The following is a 19,714-nucleotide window of genomic DNA, read 5'->3' as shown; positions in this document are numbered from 1 at the left end:
AATTAATTTAGTTTAACAAAAGATCCTTCTATAGACGCGACTCCACCTGCCGTTATCCTGGCTTCTGACCCTCCATCGACAGTGACCTCGTCTGACCCTATAATTGCAGTTGAATCTGAACTCAACGTCGCTTTATTGTGCTCTGCATTTAGGGTTAAAACAGCATTTCCACTTTGCTCCGTTATTTTTTTTTGAGCAACATGCGTAAGAGTATCTCCTTGTATGCTTACATCTAGTCCTTGCAGAGAAATATTTCCACTTTCCTCTAGAACTAAACTTGACTTACCTGATTGCAACTGAATTGATTTTGAGCTTTTTACAACTATTCCTCCATTGCCATCTAGGTGAATAACATTGGCTTTCTTATCTATTATTAGTATTCCTTCTTGATCATCTAATTCAATTGTATGTCCACTTTTGGTACTCCAACTTTTAATGTTGTTGTCTTTTCCGCCGCCTTCGGCAATTTTTCCGTGAAACAAACTTCCTTGAACAAAGGGTTGATCAGGATGTTGGTTGATAAAACCAACCAACACTTGATCTCCAACTTCAGGAATAGCTACAAAACCGCGATTCGAATTTACAGCAGTACTACTTCCTGCATCTGGAGTCATCACCTGAATAAAAGCAGTATTGAGATGGGTATTCTGCCAGTCAAATCTCACTTGTACTCGTCCTTTATTGTGTGGATCAGTATTATTGACAACTGTGGCTATTTGTTGCTCTACAATCGGATTCTGGTAATTCACACGAGGAATACAACCCGTTTCTGCATCAACAGCTTCAAAAAATCCTTTATAGGTACCTAGCGCATCTACTCCATGTGCTATACTCGTAATCATCATTTTGGTAAAAAAGTGTTGCTCTCTTTCTTGAGCGTCGAACATACTGAGTTCAACAATACAACCTGGATATAAAAAAGGAATACTTGTGGTGCCCGAAATAGTAAATACACTCATTCCCACCCGACCAATCAGCCCTTTTTGAGCATTGGTAACATCTTGATTCGTCGAGGATTTCAGTGGAGCTGCTTGCACAGATGGAGCCGTAAAAACGCGTTGAGATTGCTCATACGCCTGTTTGGCTAGTGTTCCTTTCACTTGTAAATTTGTATCTGCAGTAGCACTTAAACGCTCGTGATCTAAACTATTATAGCCAAATAATGTTCGATTGACATGTTGAGCAGCCAAACAAACCTTAACCTGTTCGATATCACGTCCATAAACCAAGGATATTGGCGCTTCAACCTTCGGAATAGCACCAAAATACAGCACTGCTCCATCATAAAAAAACTGTTCTCCATAAGCTTCAGCCATACGCGCTAAATAATTGTATGCGGTTTCATTGCACTGACAACTATAAGATAGCACAGATGACTTATGAGATTCTATGTGGTAATTATACTTCCCCTTTTGGGCATACCCCTCTTCAACCAATTGATTGACAATAGCTTGTAAGGAAATAGATTCACTACCCCCAAAGCTTTGGATATGAGGTGCCCGATCTAATAAAATAGTTGGACTATACCCTGTAAGGATAATATCCCCTCGACTTTCTCTAGATTGTTCGAAACTAACTTCCGTGATGACTCCTATAAAATCTCGTTCGGGTTTTTCTTGTCCATATCGGTAAGTGAAGCGCGCTAATAGGCGTTTCCCTAATAATTCTTGTGTTTGCACCATCTGATAAGTTTCATTTTCTCCTAGTGCATGAGGAGGAAGAGATAAAACAAATGTATGATGCCCTTGAATACTTTGTTGCAATTGAAAATCTTTAAAACCTTCGATTACAGTTCCTTCAACTACAATTTTCACTTCAACTAAAGGATTCACTCCAGCGTGTGAATAATTTGCTATTGCTTTCGCATTGCTTATTGTCTTTGAACGAATCGTACGCAATTGATTCAAATCAGGTTGATTTAAGTCCTGTTCCTCCGATAAAATATTATTTATCATAATTTAAAGGGATTAATACCCGGTAAAGGGGTTGTGAATAGTAAGAGAAGTATACTTCTCTAGCTTATTTTTAAAGAAGAAAATCCATAAGAATATAAATACTTTTTAGAACGAACTTATCGCTTGATGCGTAATGGATGATAATCCTGAATAAACAACAGAACAGCGTTCTAAATAAGCTGTTGTAAATAAAAAACCCAGCAAAAGAAAAGCCTATTCAACAGAAGAAAAAAATCAACTAAATAGCAGGCCTTGAAAACAATCAATACAGTTCGTTTTATACTTTTACTGGGCTAAAAACCAAATTAATTCAACAATTAGTTTTTACTTAAGCACTTGGCCAAGTTCCTTGGTAAGCTGAATTTCCATAGTCAATTTGTTCTGCACTCACCACAAACGTAATGTACATCGCATTGGAATTGATTGCATCAAAATCTACATGATGTTGAATGACATACCCATTGGACCATTTTAAGTTAATTAACGTCCCTTCTTCATGTGATTTATTGAAGATGATTTCACCCGTTGTGGGCTTGTACTTGCCATTAAGTAAACTTTCTAAGACATCTGATTTGTCGGTTGCCTCCACTGTAATAGTGATAAGTGCATTGGAAGGATCAGATGCTACTCGACCTGATACGTCTACTGATCGAGAAACACCATACTTTAAGTTTAATACCTTTTGTGCATCACCACCATTGAATTTCAAAACGGCTCTTGAATTGTTTTCTGCCATGTGTATTAGTATTTAAATGATTACTATTTCAAACTTAAAAACTAATCGACCTAGCTCCTATAATCTCACCCATTTTATTGAAAATCAACGGGATTATACTGTAAAAAAAAAGTTAAAAATATTATATTCAATAATTTTAAACCACTAATACTGCTATTATTTTAGATTTTTTAAAGCACCGCTCTACTATTATTTCTATCAGTCATTTTAAAAATAAAAAGAATTAATAACAATATAAATACTATTGAAACGAGCGTCTACTAGTCTTCAAAAGAAAAAAAGCTTTTTACATTCAAAGCGCTAGACTAAAGCACTCAAAGCGACTTTCCTTTAGACACCTTTTTTGAGTAATTTCTACAAAAAAAGCCAGCAGTTTTAAAAAACTACTGACTCCAAAAAAACAGTTTCTTATTCTTGTATATACTCCGCTTCCCAATCATTTCCATCATCCCCCTTGTGTCCATCTAACTTAATAACAAAGCTTTTAGCAGGAAAGTAAGGCGTTAGTCGAATATCCAACCACACCCGATCTTTTTGGTGCTTGTCTTGCTCAAAACGCACGATTTTAAACTTTTCGATTAACTTATCTGCTCCTTTAATTCCGTCTAAGAAAACGACAATTTGCTTGCGTAAATCATCCTCATTTTTAGCATTCCAATTTTCAAAAGCTCTTCGGTTCAAAAAGTCTAACAATACCTTCGTTACATAATCGAAAACACGAACAACGGAATACGTTTGAAGTCCGATATTATCCCCATCAAACAACGTCTTAGCTGAAAAGGCCATTATTTTACCATATTCGTTTACCATAGGCACTAGTCCCATCTTTTCGAGTTGAGAAATTTCGCTTTTTTTCAACTCAAATTTAACGGCATCAACCTCGTTAATACCTCCGTGTTTTTTACCTGCGGCTACTTGAGACATCAACGTTTTGTGAATCTTCCCTGTCAAAGATGTAGAGGGAGCAATGAACACATCTTCTTCTTCCCCTACTTCTTCAGCACGTCCACGTCCTACTAGCCAATTACACGTCATAATAACGTTGCTTTTGTGTACGTCACCACTTGTCAAATTTGCCGAATAAAATAAGTCCACAACATCATCTGGTTTGTCTAAATTGGCAAAATCTGTTAAGAGCATGACTTTATTCTCGTTGCAGATTTTTGCCCATTTATCAATCACCTTATTGGATCCCATATAACCAGGAATAGACAGCAAAGAATAATTATCTCGTAGATCCAAACGATCGTAGTACAACTTAAACTCTTCGGCTATGTGATTAATAAATACGGGGTTATCTAAATCTGTTATTTGTTCCATAGAAGCATTGATAATATGAACGTTATCGACTTTATCCAATTCGGTATTTTTGTAAAATTGTGCAATTGTGCGATAGTTAATTTCTAAAGGTCGACATTGATTCAGCGCTTGTTTAAGATTGCTTTTTAAACAGCGAACTGCTTCACTCGATTTTTGCTTGCAGCGGTCAATAAGCGCTTCTATTGATTCATCCGATTCCAGCAGTTCTAACCATAACGTAATGTTCTTCAACAAGTCTTGACGTTCTTGTTTTTTACTTGAATCCGTAAGAAAAATTTGCTTTCGTGCTTTTCGCTCTGGATTCATATTAGCCATGCCATCTACCACCGTTTCAATAAATCCAAATCCTCCCAACTTTTCTAATCCGAGCCCAATACCTTTTCGCTCCTCATTTTGAACTGAATCACCCCTCGCTTGTAATTCTTGATTTACTTTTGCCATTCGCTTATTTTTATTGTTCTAATTCTCTTGCAATCGCTTTCAGCGTTTCTGCAAAGTCACTTTTTGCTTCTTCATCCTCCAGCATTCTTCGGAACATTTTGTTTGCTCTTAATTGCTTTATTATCTTATTATGTTGTTCTTCATCAACTTGTAGTCCCTTTAAAAAAGGGGAATTTTCAATCATCTTCTTTGGTGTAAAATCGCCCAAATTATTGAATCGGAACTCTTCTTTTACTGTTTGTCCTTCAGGAGTACTGTGTACGATTTCCATGTTAGGTGCATAGTATTGAAATACTTGATCTACCGTTTTTAATCCAGTGACTATCTCCGGTGACGTAGCGTCATTGGTTGTCAGTTTAGCGACCAACAAACTTTTATTTCCCTGAATTTCTTGAATTGCATCGTTAGCGTCTACTTTTATTTCGTTGCCGCCGACACCATAATTAAACATTGTCATAGTTTCATTTTTAAATAGATTAATACTTGTTACTTCTTCATAGAAGACAAATTGATTCTTACTATTCGAATCCTCTTGATATTTTTGTTTCTGGAATTGTTGCTCTGGAACATCTTTTTTTCTGATTACATCCTCCTTAAGGGGTCGAATAAACTGAATTACTTTTTTCAACTGATTGAACAAACGCATGCCTTGGTATTTGGTTTTAGTCCAACACACTCCAACCGCGATTGGATTTGGACATTGGTGTTACTTCTACTTCATTTACAATGATATTTTCTTTGCGTTGACCGATATAATCCAATTCATTTAATCGCAGAAAAATTTTCTCTAAACAACAGAGCATGGTCTGTATATCCTGAATCGGCGTTTCACAGTCTAGATGTTGATACCTAATTTCTGCTACATTGGTCAATTGATGTAAAAATGTATGAGGTGCAATCTCACTCCACTCACTAATGTAATTGAGTAATTCCTCTAAATCAGGAGGTGAAAGCGTTTGTGTCACCTGATGCAAATGGGCCGCTATTTGAGAAAAACACCCAATAAAATAAAGTGGGGGCAAGTGAGGCACTACATTTCTAAAGTGAAAATACACCGTTCCTATATCGTGAATTATAGTTTGACACAACATTTTTACATGCTTCGCTAACTTGGCGTTTTGTTGGGTATTGATTTCCTTTTGCAGAATTTTTAAGGCATATTTCTTTAGTGAGGGTATGAGCTGAGCAGTGCGATTATACTGACTTAACAACACGGGATGACTAAGAACACTACTACAAGGTGGAATGTACGTATCCTCTTGTTCAAGCTCTTCCCCTACAATAGTAACCTTGCCGATAATGACATAATCTCCTCGGTTATTTGATTCATTCCTATCAAAAACAGAAACTGGAATAAATTCTAATTGGCAGCTCGCTTTGACATAGGGATAACGGGGAGGATTTTCTTCTACATCTATTGTCCCATGCGGAATTTTATCAAATGGATTAATGGTAATAATCAAATAATACGTTCTCCTTTGATTTTGTAACGCTTCGTCTAATCGAGGGATTAAAGGCTTCAAGTTGAATCTAAAATTCGCGAGTTCCACCCTACATCCTGAGGGTGTAATGGCATTGCATTTTTGAAGCGCCAATTCCATATCTCCAGTTATTGTCACAAAGGAATCAAAGGAGCCAACCGCTTGATTTATCGTCACCAAAGGCAATAATCCATAAGAAAAAACTGGATTCATAGAAGCACGTACATCTCGTAAGCCATCGAGAATAAAATTGGTCTGTGTTTCTAAGTGCTTTTGCGAAATTTTCATGCCGTCAACCCAGTTAACAGCTTCGTATTGGATTGGTTTTATCATAACAATTCATTTATTTTTGTTTGTTTTCCACTACTCTTTTACAGCTAATGACGTCGTTTTCTCTTAGTTTATTCTGCGCAATATCTAATTCGAAATCCAAGTATCGCCGAAAGTGAAACAAGGATCGTTTTGTATAAAATATCCAGTCGTAATACGCTCCATCCTCTTGTTGTAGTTCAATGGTATTAGTTCCATTTTTAAAATTGTAATCTTCTAATACTTTCTGAAACCAATCGCCAAATGTGACTCCTGTAGTAAGCGTTTTGGCTTTAATTCGAAATTGGTTTCCATCGTTGACATTCTTGGTTAACTCAACCGTCACGACCAGCAATTTATTCAAATCAACCCCATCAAAGTCAACCACTTGTCTATTAAATTCATAACTCCAAGTTTTATAAATACTAAAGGGAATTCGCAAAAATGCTTGGTAAGTATAGTGGAAAAACAGAGGGATAGTATAGGATATACTTGAGGTTGCAGACGGATAGGCATACCCCTTAAAAGGACTCAACCAGTCAAAAATATAAGCAAACAAATACACCCCAAACAACAAATTAAAGACCGTAAGTATTACTTCAAAAGACATTGATACCCATGGAGGTACGTCTTGTCCCCGGAATCGCTTTTTCAACTGCTTGACGTGTATCAATCCAAAGAAAAAATAATACATACTTCCAATCAAATACCAATAAGGATTAAAGGTGTTACCTGAGAAACCAAATAAACCTGGCAAAGCGAGAATTATTCCACTGATTAAAGCATACAGTATAACCTCTTTTGTTTTAATAAAAGGCATTTTCTTTTGAAGCAAAACCATAGGCAATACAAGAAGCACTAATAGTGTTGGAAGGAGTAGATGAGTGAGAAAAAAAGCTTTTATAAATTCCATTTGTATCATAGTATACATTTTTATATCATAAGAAAGTAGAGTAACCTAATAAACAACTATTGGTTCTACTCATGTCAAAAGACTGTTCGTTTTTAAGGGTTTTAAACGTTTCTGTCACCGAAACAGTCACAGGTAAACAATAATCGTAAATCACGTTTAACAAAGCGCGTAAAGGGCTTCCTTCGAGGTATATATGTAAATCTTCGTAAGCAATAGGTCCATACTCAAATGCCCAATGATGCGCCCCATCAAAAAAATCATCTGCCAATACTGTAGTTAACCCCAATTGCATTTCACCCAAAACAATCGCAGGCAACACGTCTTCAAATGCCTGAATTTTACTGGGAATAAAATGCAATTGAACAGGAATATTGAGCAAAGTATGTAGGCATTTTTCTATCCAAATTCTCTTACCTCTTGCTGCGTGAAAATGAGGTAATAAACAAGCGAATACCTTCGCATTTTTATCGTCCAAAAGCTGAAGGAGTGGCCATAATTCTTCTAGCAGAAGTAAAAAGTGATTTTGCGGCTCCATCCCATCAAAACTATCCACTAACTCTAAGCCCTTGAGATGAGAAAAATACACCTCCAATTCAAAAGGTTGGAAAAAAGATCGCAAGTTCTGCTCTACTCTTTTTTCATGTCTAATTTGCTCTACAACCTCTACAATATGTTGCCGTGAATTGGCAAAAGACGGCGGATGAAACATTCCCTCAGGTAGGTAATCGTAAAGTCCTTCTCTGTAGCTTTCTACGCTGATTATCCTTTCCTTTACATCGACAAGTTCCACTTTAATCTGCTTGAGGTCTTTTTGAAAGCTTCGGTTATTGCTACCTAGTCGCTTGAGAAAAACACCATCAATCTCACAGTTGTTCTTCCAGATATTATAAGCAATTACTTCTGTTTTGTAATCCGTGTATAATCCATTGTACTCTTGGAAATTTTTGGGGTCAAAATCGCTCATATTTTAGTCCTCTTCCTTTAAATTTTCTCCTTTAAACTGTATGTTATACTCAATGCCATCTATGGTTCTATTAATCAATTGTCTTTTAAAATTACGCGCGTAATCTACCCAGTAATGAGCATTAAACGATGCATAATTGTCCACGACAATTTCAATATTTATCGTTCGTGAAAAGCCTTCTTTAGGTTTATCACTCACTTGAATTCCCTTAGATATACGCACTTCTTTACAATGTTCTTCCAAAACCATTTGGCAATAGTTTTTGATGTCTTCTCTCGAGATAATCTTATCGCGTGTTGTCAAGGCATATTTATAGGCCTGAATGGCATCTGTACCTTTCTTTTCTTGCTCTCCGCCTTGGGAGGTACTCAATAAGACAAGATGTCTATTTACATTGGCAAAAACCTTATCTTGTTGGGTGAGTTGGGTCCCTTTGCGTATATTATTAGCTAAAGCACAATGTGTAATCCAATAAGACGCTTTCACCGTTTCTGTGTAAGTTAGAGGTTTGACAATGATATAGTACACCTCACTCGCTACTCTTCCATTGACGGCTTTCACTTTTTGATCCAACGTCTGCATTTGATATACCATCTTTTGAAGTGCTTCAATCACTTTATCTCTTTCGAGAATACCAAAAGCAGAAACCTCATCGCGAGTTAACTCAATAACATAACTAATCATATCGATGGCATTGCGCTCACTGAAACGTTCCATTCCTCCCTTTCGAACAGTATAAAGACCTTGATTAGAACTGCTATCTTCCAAAAAGGGAATTTCACTATACACTCTAGACTGGCTATCGACCACGTGTTGTGTATAGAGAAAATCCTCCCCTACATCGGTAACAAGAGGGATGGTATTTCCCATAATATCCAAACTCGATTCGTTCAATCTCCATCCTCTATTATACACAGGAAAAGCATTGAGATGAAAGGAGAAACCCGTTATAATTTCCTTGTTATATTGAGGTGGAAAATCAACTTGAATCCACAGCAAACGCTTATTGTTTATATGTTTACTTCCTACTTCATCTTCTGCTAAAAATGAAATCTCTTGAGGAAGAACATCCAATTCTAAATCTGCTACTTTCTTTTTCAAACCTCTTAATTCTATGAATTTACTTGCGTAGATTGTCTTGATGTGTTCTTGAATTCTTCCCTCCATGGAATAACCATCAAATGCAGCTTCATATCCTGTTTTGCTTTGCCTCATTGGATAAGATAATCCTTCCGTTACCTCGAGTAAATTTTCCTTCACTGTCATCGTGGTAAAAGGCAATAATTTGTATACAAACTCAAGATGATCAAACAGTGGATTATCGCAATACAAACTCAAACATTCAGGCATGCTTTCTAGTGTATACTCACTAAAATCAAGAGCTAAAAACAAGCGATTAACTGCCAGTGATTGACTCGTTTGCACAATAGGATTTTTAGTATTAAAAGCGCCATATTCCCAGAGTGTATTTCCAATAAGACTATAAAGAACCTTTGCTTTGACAAGGTTGATGTGATCAATAGCTGTAAAAGGAATATCTACTTTAAGATCTGCTGCAGCTTTTACATTGGAAGTAAACATTTTCGTAAAAAAAAACTCCTGATGATCCAAAAGCATCTGTTTAGATTCTTCAGGTTCAATAACAGCAATCGCATGAGCAGGTCGTGAATAAGTATAGATACTCGGCGTTAACAAGCGAGCAACTTTTTCCAAAATACCGCCTTTCATCTGATCTATATCGTTATTTATTTTAAAAATCTCTGTGCTAAAAGCATCAATCAACAAGGTTACAAATGGATCCAATGCATTGGGATTATTCACTCCCCAAAGTTTGGTTGCATTTTGTAACATTCTTGATTTTATTACTTCTTTGGCGTAATTACTTAGTGTCTTTTTCATTCCAACTTCTTTTAATCTACCGCCATTGGACTTAAATAAATATGCGTACTAAACGTAAAGCGCTCCCCTATTTCCGTCAATATAGCATTGATTCCTATTTTGGCTTTCTTTCGAATTTCAACAAAGTTCTTTGTACCATAATGGTGTTCCACATATTCAATGTGAACTTGAATTTGTGGATAGCTTATACGTGGTTCATAGTATTTAATTTGCTCCAATAAACTTTCTTCAAAAACTCGTTCCCATTCGACAGCAGTCACTGCATTGTCGAATTCCAAATCCCACACTGCATTGCCATAATCAGGATTAAACCGATTTTCTCCCTTTCGAGTCAAGACCAACAGCATAATGTGCTGTGCAATACTTTCTGCCAAGCTACATGTCGCTAGAGATAATCCTTCTGTCATGGCGTGTTCGGGATTAAAAGGGAATTTTAAATAGGTTTGTTGCATACTTCTACTGGTGTTAAAATTTGAAATACAACTCCTTCATTTTGCCAGTCAACAAGAATTTTTTGTTCCTTCCTAAGTTCTCCTTTGACAATCATCTTGGAAATAGGTCGGGCAATTTCTTGACGAATAATACCGCCTATTTGCCTTGCTCCGTATTGGGTGGTAAAACCCAAAATCGCTAATTTTTGAATGGCTGTATCTGTGATTTCAAAAGCAATATGCAAACGCTGAAACGAATCGATTAGTCCTTTTAATTGGATAGAGAATATTTGTTCTGCCATCACTTCCGTAATGGGCGCAAAAGGAACAATCTCTGTAATACGCGCTAAGAATTCTGGGCGAAAATGCCCTTCCATGCCCTGCATCAACTCCTTTGAAGTTGGAATCGTATGATCCTCAAAAGCAGCAATAATATGCTCACTTCCGATATTAGACGTAAACAAAATAAGAGCATTGCTAAAATCGCCTACTTTTCCTAATTTGTCGTGTATCTTTCCTTCGTCCATCAACTGAAGAAAAACATCAAAAACAGAAGGATGTGCCTTTTCTATTTCATCAAATAAAACCACAGCATAAGGTTGTTGACGAATTTTATTGACCAACATTCCACCTTCTTCATACCCTACATATCCAGGAGGGGCTCCGTATAATAAAGCTGCTGCATGTTCTTCTTTAAATTCAGACATATCAAAGCGAATCATGGCTTTTTCATCATTAAAAAGCAGGGATGCAATTGCCTTTGCTAATTCCGTTTTACCCGTTCCTGTCGGTCCTAAAAAGAAAAATGAACCTATAGGTTGGCCTATTTTATTCAATCCACTTCGACTTTCAATAATAGCATCTGACACCACTTTTAGGGCGTGTTGTTGGCCAACTACACGATGTGCTAAGAGTTCTTCCAGGGTCAATAGTTTTTCTTTTTCCTGAACTTGAATTCTTCCTAAGGGAATTCCTGTTTTGGCAGCCATGACCGCAGCTAACTCTACACTGGAAACACTACTCCTTTTTTGCTGAGAATGTGCAACTAACTCGGCGTAAATGCCTTCGATGTTTTCGTGTATTTGTACACTACCCATACGGAGTTCCAAAGAAGGCTGTTCGCTCATCAATCCCCAGAGAATCGGACTAACTCGCTGTTGTAATTGAGTGAAAAGCCACAGCATTTCACTTGATTTACTTTGATCATCCACAAATACTTTCGTTAGACTTTGATCGTAATTCTCTTTCCAAGCAGACAATTCTGCAGCAGACAATTCATCAAGTAACCCTATAGCTGACATTGTGCGATCCAATAAATCAAAAGCAGCATCAGGTAGTCTTTTATCCTTGGCATAGCGTTTGGCTAAAGCAACACAACTAGTTAATGCTCCAGATTCAATTTGGACATGATGGTGATTTTCATAGCTTTGAAGGCTAGTTTCTAGCATTTTTATGCACGTTTGATCATCTGGTTCTACAACTTCAATTTTTTCAAATCTTCGATTAAACGCCGTCTCAGGTTCAATTAACTTGCGGTATTCTTCAAAAGTTGTTGTACCGATCACAGTGAGCTCTCCTCTAGCTAAATCGGGTTTCAACAAATTGGCAACTCCACTCAAACTACCTTTTTGATCAACGATAACGTGAATTTCATCAATAAATAAGATACCTCCTTCTGCTTTGCATGCTTGTAAAACCTTTTTTAATCGATCTTCTATTTCCCCTTTATAACTCGTGCCCGCTACTAACAAACTGAGATCTAACTGATACAATCCTCTATCTTTCAAAGACCTAGGTAATCTACGTTCTTGTAAAAGCTGTGCAAATCCCTCTACTAATGTTGTTTTACCCACTCCTGCCTCACCAACTAAAATCACATTGGGTTTTGACTTTCGTCCCAGTATCTCAACAAGTGTTCTCACTTCTCCTTCTCGTCCTATAATTAAACTGCGTCTCTCTGCTGCCATCTTTTGAACTAAATTCACACAATAAGTTTCTATTGCTACAGAAATCGAATGCTTAGATGTTCTCTTTCCTTCTTTCTCAAGACACTCTTGTTTATCCCCATAAACACCACCTGGATGCGCTTGTTCTATGGCCAAGAGTACCTCCGATTCACACAAGGGAATCGATTTCAATTGTTCAGATGTAAAAACAGTATTGGGTTTAATCAAACTAGCCAAGAGACACAAAGGCGTTATCTCTCTTAATCCTAGTTTACTCCGAACCTCTTCCGCATTGTCCCATAGCCTCTCAACATCGCGACTTGATTGAACCTCAGTTACAAGTTGTGTCGTTTTGGGATACTCCTCTATTCGAACTTCCGCCCATTCATGAAAATAGCCTGAATCTTTCCCTAAACTGCTCAAAAAATCGTGTAAATCGATATTTTTATGCATTAAGGCTTGTAAAATGTGAGCGCCAGAATACGAAGCATTGTAGTTTTCTCTTGCTATTGACTTCGCAATATGAATCACTTCTTGTACCGATTCATTGGATAGTAATACATTCATCTTTTTCTTATTTAAGGCATTCCTTTTTTTACTCGTGTAATATATTTTTTGGTATCGCTTTTATATTTTTTCTTTTGGACTGAAGTCGCTTGAATTCCCTCTAATTCAAAAAGCAGAAATTCAAAAGTTTCCTCTTCTTTCTTAATTGTGCTATCATCCAATAGAGGGATAAAATCTTGGTTCAACCAATACAGTTTAGTTCCATTTTTTTGCAACACCCCCTCTTGATTCTCTTTGTTTTCTTTAATTTTATCTGCTATGGTTTGAAAGCTTTTAAAAAAATGTTCTAGCATGGTTTGATTTACAAGATCTCTTCGTTTCCACTGCTTTAGTTCAAGCTTTGTCAGTGTATCCAAGGTGGTTAAGTACAGTCCTGTTTGTTGAAATAAACCTATTGCCATAGGATTCGAGCGCCAAAATTTTCTGTTCATTTTCACAGGTACAACACTATTTTTTCTGGCTGCTGTAATATACCTGCGAATCATTTTCTTGTTGTTTAAACTACCATTTTTGAACACATTAGCATGAATACGGCGATAATAAGCTTCTAATTGCTCCATTTCCTCTTCATTCAAAAGCACACCATACACTCTGTTACCTTCCTCTATAGAAGTCTGTTCCTTCAAGATTCCCTCTTGCATAAAAGCGTGATTTTGATTGACTAATTGCTTGGCTATTGAACTAGGGACATCCGTTCTTTCTTGTTGATACATAGGCAAGTAAATTGGTTTAATTTTGGTGTGAGAAAGACCTAAGTCACTGTTAAAAACGGCTGTAAGTGTGCTGTCCACACGTTGATTATCCCAAGCCTTATCACGCACTATTTTGGTCAATGTATTTTTCAATAATATCGGTTTATTCTCCTCTCCTTTTCGGGGAAAAATAATCGCACCTTGCTGCATACTTTGCGTTGGGAAATCCAATTGATAAACCCCCTGATCTCCTTGAGAAAGATCAAAAACATTAGATTCCACGATTTGCTCGTAAGCAACGATACGTTGTTTTTTGTCTTTGCTTATTTGAGCTGCTGATCTTTTGATTACTTCTTCAGCTGTTAAGACAAAATCATGGTGTGCATCACTGCTATTTGCAGCAACTTGATAAAAAATAACGCAACTACCTGTACTTGCAATTTGCTCAGCCAACTTCTTTTGTCTTACTTGATCTTCAGGAGATAAACGCTGTCCTACAATCACCACTAAATTGCTTTGATATTTTTTCGTCTCCAGCAAGCGCTTTAAATCTTCCATTGCCTCACTTAATGTAGTTGTCATACTAGGAGTTAGCTTGTAGGGAGAAGGAAGCTTCAGATTCTTTGACCAATTCTCAAAATCAAGCAGTTGAACTTTGTCATTTTTCTTTTCTTGTCTATCCACATGATAAAAAAGAGAAGCAAACGAAATTGCCTTGAAGTAATCATGAGAGGCAAACTGCATACCCAACCCTTGAAAAACAACTTGTAAAGGTGCCATATGTTGAACAACCTCTTTTGATCCATCCAAAACGAAAATCACATTCAACTGCCGATTATCAGCGAGAATACGCTTATATGACTCATAATAAATGGGATTCCCTTCTACGTTGTACACTTTATTCTCACTATAATCCAAAACCTGATCCAGATAATTAATTTTAAAATCATCTGTAGTAGAGCGATAAGAGATAGGATAAAGATGTCCTAAATCAAGCGTATCCAGACGCGCATCAAATTGGAGTATTGGAGTAAAACTAGTCGTACTATCTTTCATCGTTTGCATTCCTATGGGAGCAATTTGTTCCTGAGCAGAAGATTTCATTCGAATGGCTGTACGCGCTCCCCATATTCCCAACAGACGAGCATCTACCCATCCCAACACTTTATTTTGAGAGTTACCCTCTTCAATAGTAGTCGATTCACCAATAAACACTTTTTTGTGATCCTCAGTCAGCGCATAGAGGTAGACAATCGAATTAAGGGGTATTTTTCGATCCCCTCTATGCAGTAAACTTGGGTCTTTAAAAACAAACATTGAATCCTTCTCTATATACTTCTCAAGAGAAGAAAGCACTGATTTTTCTTGTATTGCCAATACACCTTTCAAGCGAAAACCTGTCTTTGCATCACACAGTGATTCTGTCCACAAAAGCAAATCGCTTTGATGCATCCAACCTAGTTCTTTAATTTTGGTTTTCTCTATTTTATTTTCAACACGACTTCCAGCTTCATATTGTGCCACCTTAAACCGATTCCCCTTTTGCTGTAGCACAATAAGAGGCGTTAAGAAGGCAACATTATTTACTGCTAATTCACTTGTTGCCTTTGCGTACAATGAGGCGTTATGCTTCCCTGCGTAAACCACCCAAGCCGTCTTCTTTTTGGGATATCCAGACTGCAATAATTGGTCTTGATGTGTATAAACAACAGTGGCAGTTGGCGTTTTTTGAACGGCAACTTTTTTCACAGTACAACTTGATAAGAGAATACCTCCTAAAAAGCATAATCCCCAGATTTTCAACTTATTTCTATCCTTCATTATTCATTATTTATTTGAACAATACTCAGTTTCGTCACACAATTCTCCCTTTCATTAAACCCTACTTTAACAGATTGAATACTTGCTGTTTGATCAAATCTCAATCCCATACAATAGTAATAGAACGAGTTGTGCTTGGTAGTATTCACACGAACCACGGCGTTCTCGTTTTCACATAAATAAGTATTAACCAGATAATTATAATGATAATTAAAGGGAGCTCCATCGGCAATCTGTTGCAGATGGTCTTTAAAATCATTGTCAATGATTTTATATCTATCTTCCACATCTAATTCGTCGTTGAGGTTCTTAAACGAAGGATAAATTGTTATTTTATGTACGACGGGATAAGCCGTTTCATCTGTATAGAGGTACACTTCAAATTCTCCAACTTCTTGATAAGCATAAATCGCAAAAGACTCTTTAGCATCGATTGTTCCGGTTTCACCAAACTTCCAACTAAACATACTAGCCTTGTCCGTAATTGCTCTAAACATTACATTTTCAAATTGCATAGCCTCAGATGGTGCCTCAATTTCTGTAAAATAGTCCCCAGAATCCTCTTTCGTATTCGGTTTAACCTCGATGGAAAACATTTGGATATCAGTGTCATTAACGGTATATTTTACTTGATAAAAACCAGGTTTTTCATAGCGGTGGTACCCCTGTGTTTCCAGTGATAAATTGCCATCTCCAAACTCCCATTTCTTTGGAAAGTGATGGGAGGTCTGTTCGCCAAAATACAACGTATCTCCAACTTGTAATACAGAGGGATAAACAGACACTTCTACCTTTTCCATCGATTGATACAAATACTTCTGAACGAAATAAACGATCATAAAGCCTAGGACAAAAGCAACCCCAATAAACAGTATTATTTTTTCCTTATTTTTTTCGATATAACTCATCCTTATTTATCTTGCTAATAACATATTTCTACGTTGAATTAATTGTTGTTCTTTATCTTTAAAACCAATTGAACATTCTTCAAATTGCTTGCGAAACAACTTGATATTTTCTGTTTTTTTGGCCATGATTTTTTTGTCTTCCAGATACATCCTATAGAAATATCCCATCTGGATATAAGCCTCTTTACGAGGATCGTAAAGCGTAGTATTTGCAAATGAAAGAGCAACTTGATTAATACTGTGAACGATTTCGTTTTCTTCCATGGGTTTTAAACTTGTAAAAGCCAGTGTATTAATTTTTTGAAAAGTCGCTGTAATTAAAGGCTCTACCTTTTTTTGCTGCTCGTTAAACTTGTATTGCTGTTCTAGCATAGCTGCATCCATAAGCGTGTTTCCAGCAAAAGGTGAATGGTATCCCCGTAGAAAAATAATACTTAAGAAAAGTAAGGCAAGGAATAACATTCCTATCAAATACAATAATTGATAGCGCTGTTCTTTTCGAGAGAGAGACTGATGGATCTGTGTCATCGGCCTTATTTTTTATTGAACTTTCGCGTGGGGTCATCCGTCAATTCCGCATAAACATTTTTAAATCGATGCATACATTCATTGAGATCGCGTAAGGCTACTGTTTCTTGATTATTTACTGTAATCAACTGATTTTTTAAAACCAATAAACTATCCAATTGAGTAAAGAGCAAATTGTAACAATTAAAATTTTCTGCATTTTCATTATTAATTAGTTTTTTTATCTCTTGATAATCTCGACTAATATACTGCTCTAAGAAGAGGTCATTCTCCACCTTACCCGTGTTGAGCAGGCTCATATTATAATAAATTGTATCGACCTTACTCTTTAATAAATACTGTTTATTCCATAGTGTTTTATAAGCTAACAGATCCTTTTCTATGCGTTGTTGTTGTTGGCTAGAGCTTTCATAAAAGAAATATATACCTATAAAAAATACAAAAATCAATATTAAAAAATTTACACTAAAATAAACAAAACACAAATATATTTGTTTATAATTTATACATTTCGAATACATAAAATAATTAAATTAGTTATTTATTAAGAATAATTCAACAACCCAAAAATAATATTATTTTTACATTTTCCAAGCTAAAAAAAAATAAATGCCAATTCACCTCTCCCTATGCGAATCTGATTTACACTTCAAGAGTCTCCTCTTTGAGCACATAAATCGAACCTTACATTTAAATTTACTAGACTATTACTGCAATGGTTTCGAGCTAATTAACCGCTTAAAATACCAACAGAATAATTTTCTACTAATTGACGCTTTTACACCAATTATGACGGGTATAGAAGCCATAAAAATATTGCGAAAAAAACAGAATAAAACACCCATTATCGTTTATACACAAGTCTATCAAGAAGATATAGATGCTCTTTTTACCTCTTATGAGGGGGTTTATTATTGTCAAAAAAACAGTTCTATTATATTTAAGATACTTCAACATTTAGTGCATCAAGACTCCATTGTCCATGAGCAACATCTTCAGCAATGGAGAAATTATGACCAGGCCTTTCACAGCCCTAATCTCGTTCAGCAAACCCAAATTTACACGCCGTCTCCTATTGAATTACAGATTATTAATTACGCCTGTAAAGGATTGACAAACAATGAAATTGGGAGAAAAGTACACCTCAGTGGAAGAACGGTTGAAACGTATATCAAGAAATTGACAAAAAAATTTCAAGTGAAGAATAAAATTCAATTAATTACTTATTGTGTTGAACAGCATTTACACAATTACAATTAAAACGAGGAAGGAGAAGTCAATCACTTCCTAGAAACAAAGCACAACTAAGCGATAAAGAGCGTTATTGGTTATAATCAGACACTATTTCTCTTTCGTTCATACCAGAATCACCCAAGGAAAAATAAGTCTTTAAAACGCCTAAAAACAAAAAAGGGTACTCAACCGTGGTTAAGTACCCTTTTTATTTATAACGAATAAAATATTATTAAATATCAAATCCCATTGATACGCCTAATTTTGAGGCAATCACTTTAGCCACCTTTGCTTTAAGTTCTGGAATTTTAACGGATTCCATAACTTCATCAGTAAAGGCGTACATCAACAACGCTTTCGCTTCTTTTTGAGGAATACCGCGTTGACGCATATAGAACATCGCTTCTTCATCCAATTGACCAATTGTACATCCATGAGAACAACGTACATCATCTGCGAAAATTTCTAACTGTGGTTTGGTGTATACTTGGGCTTTATCGCTCAATAAGATGTTGTTACTTTGTTGGAAACCATCTGTTTTTTGTGCAATTTTATCCACGTAAATTTTACCGTTGAATACACCTACAGAATTGTCGTCGTACAGTCCTTTGTAGTTCTGGTGACTCTCACAATTTGGACTATCATGAGAAACCAAAGTATAGTGATCTACGTGTTGTTTACCGCCAATTAACGTAATTCCTTTCATTGTACTATCAATACGCTCTCCGTCTTGGTAGAAATTCAAGTTATTACGCGTTAATTTACCTCCAAAAGAGAACGTATGTACTGAAACTCTACTCTCTTGTTTTTGTTTGATAAAGGTATTGTCGATTAACGTTCCTGTATCTAAGTCATTTTGCAACTTATAAAAATCAACAATGGCGCGTTTGTGTGCTACAATTTCAGTTACTGCATTGGTAAATACACTACACTCATCTAAACTTTGGTGACGTTCTAAGATTTGTACATGTGCATTTTCGCCAACGATAACCAAGTTGCGTGGTTGTACTAACAACGCTTGTTCTCCTGCAGTAGACAAATAAATGATTTCGATCGGTTTAGAAACCACTTTACTCTTGGGAATATTGATAAAAGCTCCTTCAACAGCATAAGCCGTATTCAAAGCCGTTAAGCTATCATTTTTATCTGCAATCGTATTGTAATACGTATCAATTAGCATTTTGTACTTTGGCTTAGTCAAAGCAGAAGACATCAAACATACGTCTAAACCATCATGAGTTGTTGAAGACAAATGAGAGCTAAATATACCGTTGATGAATACTAATTTATACGTATCTGAGTCACTCAAAAAGTACTGTTTTACATCTTTGTACTCAATTGCAACTTCTTTTTTAGGCACTACGCAAAAGTCATTCTTTAAAATTGAATTCAAAGAAGTGTATTTCCACGCTTCTTCTTTTTTTGTAGGGAAGCCTTTATCTTCAAATGTCTTAAGTCCTTCTATGCGGATATTGTGAAGTGTATCATGTTCTCCACTTAACTGCTGTTCAAAAGCTACAAAAGACGTTATTAATTTATCTTTAAGTTCCATATTCTTATTTACCTAGTA

At 36.2% G+C, this 19,714-nt stretch carries 16 protein-coding genes; 1 reads left to right on the top strand and 15 read right to left on the bottom strand.

Annotated elements, in window-relative coordinates:
- Positions 1-2 precede the first annotated feature (2 nt).
- The 14 genes from HX004_RS00815 to tssO all read right to left on the bottom strand — a co-directional run bounded on the left by HX004_RS00815 (position 3) and on the right by tssO (position 17,432).
- Complete coding sequence (locus HX004_RS00815) at positions 3-1,955, bottom strand: type VI secretion system Vgr family protein (protein ID WP_286440410.1); 1,953 nt, start codon at positions 1,953-1,955, stop codon at positions 3-5.
- 328 nt (positions 1,956-2,283) lie between these two features.
- Entirely contained in the window at positions 2,284-2,691 is a 408-nt protein-coding gene (tssD, locus tag HX004_RS00810; protein ID WP_286440408.1) for a type VI secretion system tube protein TssD, read from the bottom strand.
- Between the two features lie 408 nt (positions 2,692-3,099).
- Entirely contained in the window at positions 3,100-4,452 is a 1,353-nt protein-coding gene (locus HX004_RS00805; RefSeq protein ID WP_286440407.1) for a DUF5458 family protein, read from the bottom strand.
- Positions 4,453-4,462: 10 nt separating this feature from the next.
- Positions 4,463-5,128 (bottom strand): hypothetical protein, encoded by a 666-nt coding sequence (locus HX004_RS00800; protein WP_286440405.1) that lies wholly within the window; start codon positions 5,126-5,128, stop codon positions 4,463-4,465.
- Complete coding sequence (locus HX004_RS00795; protein WP_286440403.1) at positions 5,115-6,266, bottom strand: hypothetical protein; 1,152 nt, start codon at positions 6,264-6,266, stop codon at positions 5,115-5,117. The genes HX004_RS00800 and HX004_RS00795 overlap by 14 nt, the downstream gene beginning before the upstream one ends.
- A gap of 10 nt (positions 6,267-6,276) precedes the next feature.
- On the bottom strand, positions 6,277-7,164 hold the full coding sequence (locus HX004_RS00790; RefSeq protein WP_286440402.1) for a TssN family type VI secretion system protein: 888 nt from the start codon (positions 7,162-7,164) through the stop codon (positions 6,277-6,279).
- A gap of 16 nt (positions 7,165-7,180) precedes the next feature.
- Positions 7,181-8,119: a hypothetical protein gene (locus HX004_RS00785; protein WP_286440400.1), complete on the bottom strand. Its 939-nt coding sequence runs from the start codon at positions 8,117-8,119 to the stop codon at positions 7,181-7,183.
- Positions 8,120-8,122: 3 nt separating this feature from the next.
- Entirely contained in the window at positions 8,123-10,018 is a 1,896-nt protein-coding gene (locus tag HX004_RS00780) for a type VI secretion system baseplate subunit TssF (protein ID WP_286440389.1), read from the bottom strand.
- 11 nt (positions 10,019-10,029) lie between these two features.
- Entirely contained in the window at positions 10,030-10,470 is a 441-nt protein-coding gene (locus tag HX004_RS00775; protein WP_286440388.1) for a GPW/gp25 family protein, read from the bottom strand.
- On the bottom strand, positions 10,452-12,962 hold the full coding sequence (locus HX004_RS00770; RefSeq protein WP_286440387.1) for an AAA family ATPase: 2,511 nt from the start codon (positions 12,960-12,962) through the stop codon (positions 10,452-10,454). Before HX004_RS00770 ends, HX004_RS00775 begins: the two co-directional genes overlap by 19 nt.
- An 11-nt stretch (positions 12,963-12,973) precedes the next feature.
- On the bottom strand, positions 12,974-15,475 hold the full coding sequence (gene tssR, locus HX004_RS00765) for a type VI secretion system protein TssR domain-containing protein (RefSeq protein ID WP_286440385.1): 2,502 nt from the start codon (positions 15,473-15,475) through the stop codon (positions 12,974-12,976).
- Positions 15,475-16,383 (bottom strand): PKD domain-containing protein, encoded by a 909-nt coding sequence (locus HX004_RS00760; protein ID WP_286440384.1) that lies wholly within the window; start codon positions 16,381-16,383, stop codon positions 15,475-15,477. Before HX004_RS00760 ends, tssR begins: the two co-directional genes overlap by 1 nt.
- Before the next feature lie 6 nt (positions 16,384-16,389).
- Positions 16,390-16,911, bottom strand: coding sequence for a type VI secretion system transmembrane protein TssO (locus tag HX004_RS00755; RefSeq protein WP_286440383.1), 522 nt, complete (start codon positions 16,909-16,911; stop codon positions 16,390-16,392).
- 5 nt (positions 16,912-16,916) lie between these two features.
- A complete protein-coding gene (gene tssO / locus HX004_RS00750; RefSeq protein ID WP_286440382.1) occupies positions 16,917-17,432 on the bottom strand; it encodes a type VI secretion system TssO in 516 nt (171 codons plus the stop codon).
- 88 nt (positions 17,433-17,520) lie between these two features.
- Between tssO and HX004_RS00745 the strand changes: the two genes are divergently transcribed.
- On the top strand, positions 17,521-18,171 hold the full coding sequence (locus HX004_RS00745) for a response regulator transcription factor (RefSeq protein ID WP_286440381.1): 651 nt from the start codon (positions 17,521-17,523) through the stop codon (positions 18,169-18,171).
- 205 nt (positions 18,172-18,376) lie between these two features.
- Here HX004_RS00745 and sufD read toward each other — a convergent pair whose 3' ends face one another.
- The gene (sufD, locus tag HX004_RS00740; RefSeq protein ID WP_286440379.1) at positions 18,377-19,696 is read right to left on the bottom strand and encodes a Fe-S cluster assembly protein SufD; all 1,320 of its coding nucleotides are present in this window, start codon (positions 19,694-19,696) and stop codon (positions 18,377-18,379) included.
- Positions 19,697-19,714 lie beyond the last annotated feature (18 nt).

The sequence above is a fragment of the Myroides sp. 1354 genome (assembly GCF_030324495.1).
Classification (GTDB): domain Bacteria; phylum Bacteroidota; class Bacteroidia; order Flavobacteriales; family Flavobacteriaceae; genus Flavobacterium.
Note: the sequence above shows the minus strand (reverse complement) of the source record. Positions and strands in the feature narration are given on the sequence as shown.

Bases quoted from the DNA above. Each gene is read 5' to 3' on its own strand.
- sufD (WP_286440379.1), bottom strand. From the start codon at position 19,696: ATGGAACTTAAAGATAAATTAATAACGTCTTTTGTAGCTTTTGAACAG.
- HX004_RS00795 (WP_286440403.1), bottom strand. From the start codon at position 6,266: ATGATAAAACCAATCCAATACGAAGCTGTTAACTGGGTTGACGGCATG.
- HX004_RS00785 (WP_286440400.1), bottom strand. From the start codon at position 8,119: ATGAGCGATTTTGACCCCAAAAATTTCCAAGAGTACAATGGATTATAC.
- HX004_RS00815 (WP_286440410.1), bottom strand. From the start codon at position 1,955: ATGATAAATAATATTTTATCGGAGGAACAGGACTTAAATCAACCTGAT.
- HX004_RS00755 (WP_286440383.1), bottom strand. From the start codon at position 16,911: ATGACACAGATCCATCAGTCTCTCTCTCGAAAAGAACAGCGCTATCAA.
- tssR (WP_286440385.1), bottom strand. From the start codon at position 15,475: ATGAAGGATAGAAATAAGTTGAAAATCTGGGGATTATGCTTTTTAGGA.
- HX004_RS00760 (WP_286440384.1), bottom strand. From the start codon at position 16,383: ATGAGTTATATCGAAAAAAATAAGGAAAAAATAATACTGTTTATTGGG.
- HX004_RS00770 (WP_286440387.1), bottom strand. From the start codon at position 12,962: ATGAATGTATTACTATCCAATGAATCGGTACAAGAAGTGATTCATATT.
- HX004_RS00775 (WP_286440388.1), bottom strand. From the start codon at position 10,470: ATGCAACAAACCTATTTAAAATTCCCTTTTAATCCCGAACACGCCATG.
- tssO (WP_286440382.1), bottom strand. From the start codon at position 17,432: ATGTATTCGAAATGTATAAATTATAAACAAATATATTTGTGTTTTGTT.
- HX004_RS00790 (WP_286440402.1), bottom strand. From the start codon at position 7,164: ATGATACAAATGGAATTTATAAAAGCTTTTTTTCTCACTCATCTACTC.
- HX004_RS00745 (WP_286440381.1), top strand. From the start codon at position 17,521: ATGCCAATTCACCTCTCCCTATGCGAATCTGATTTACACTTCAAGAGT.
- HX004_RS00780 (WP_286440389.1), bottom strand. From the start codon at position 10,018: ATGAAAAAGACACTAAGTAATTACGCCAAAGAAGTAATAAAATCAAGA.
- tssD (WP_286440408.1), bottom strand. From the start codon at position 2,691: ATGGCAGAAAACAATTCAAGAGCCGTTTTGAAATTCAATGGTGGTGAT.
- HX004_RS00805 (WP_286440407.1), bottom strand. From the start codon at position 4,452: ATGGCAAAAGTAAATCAAGAATTACAAGCGAGGGGTGATTCAGTTCAA.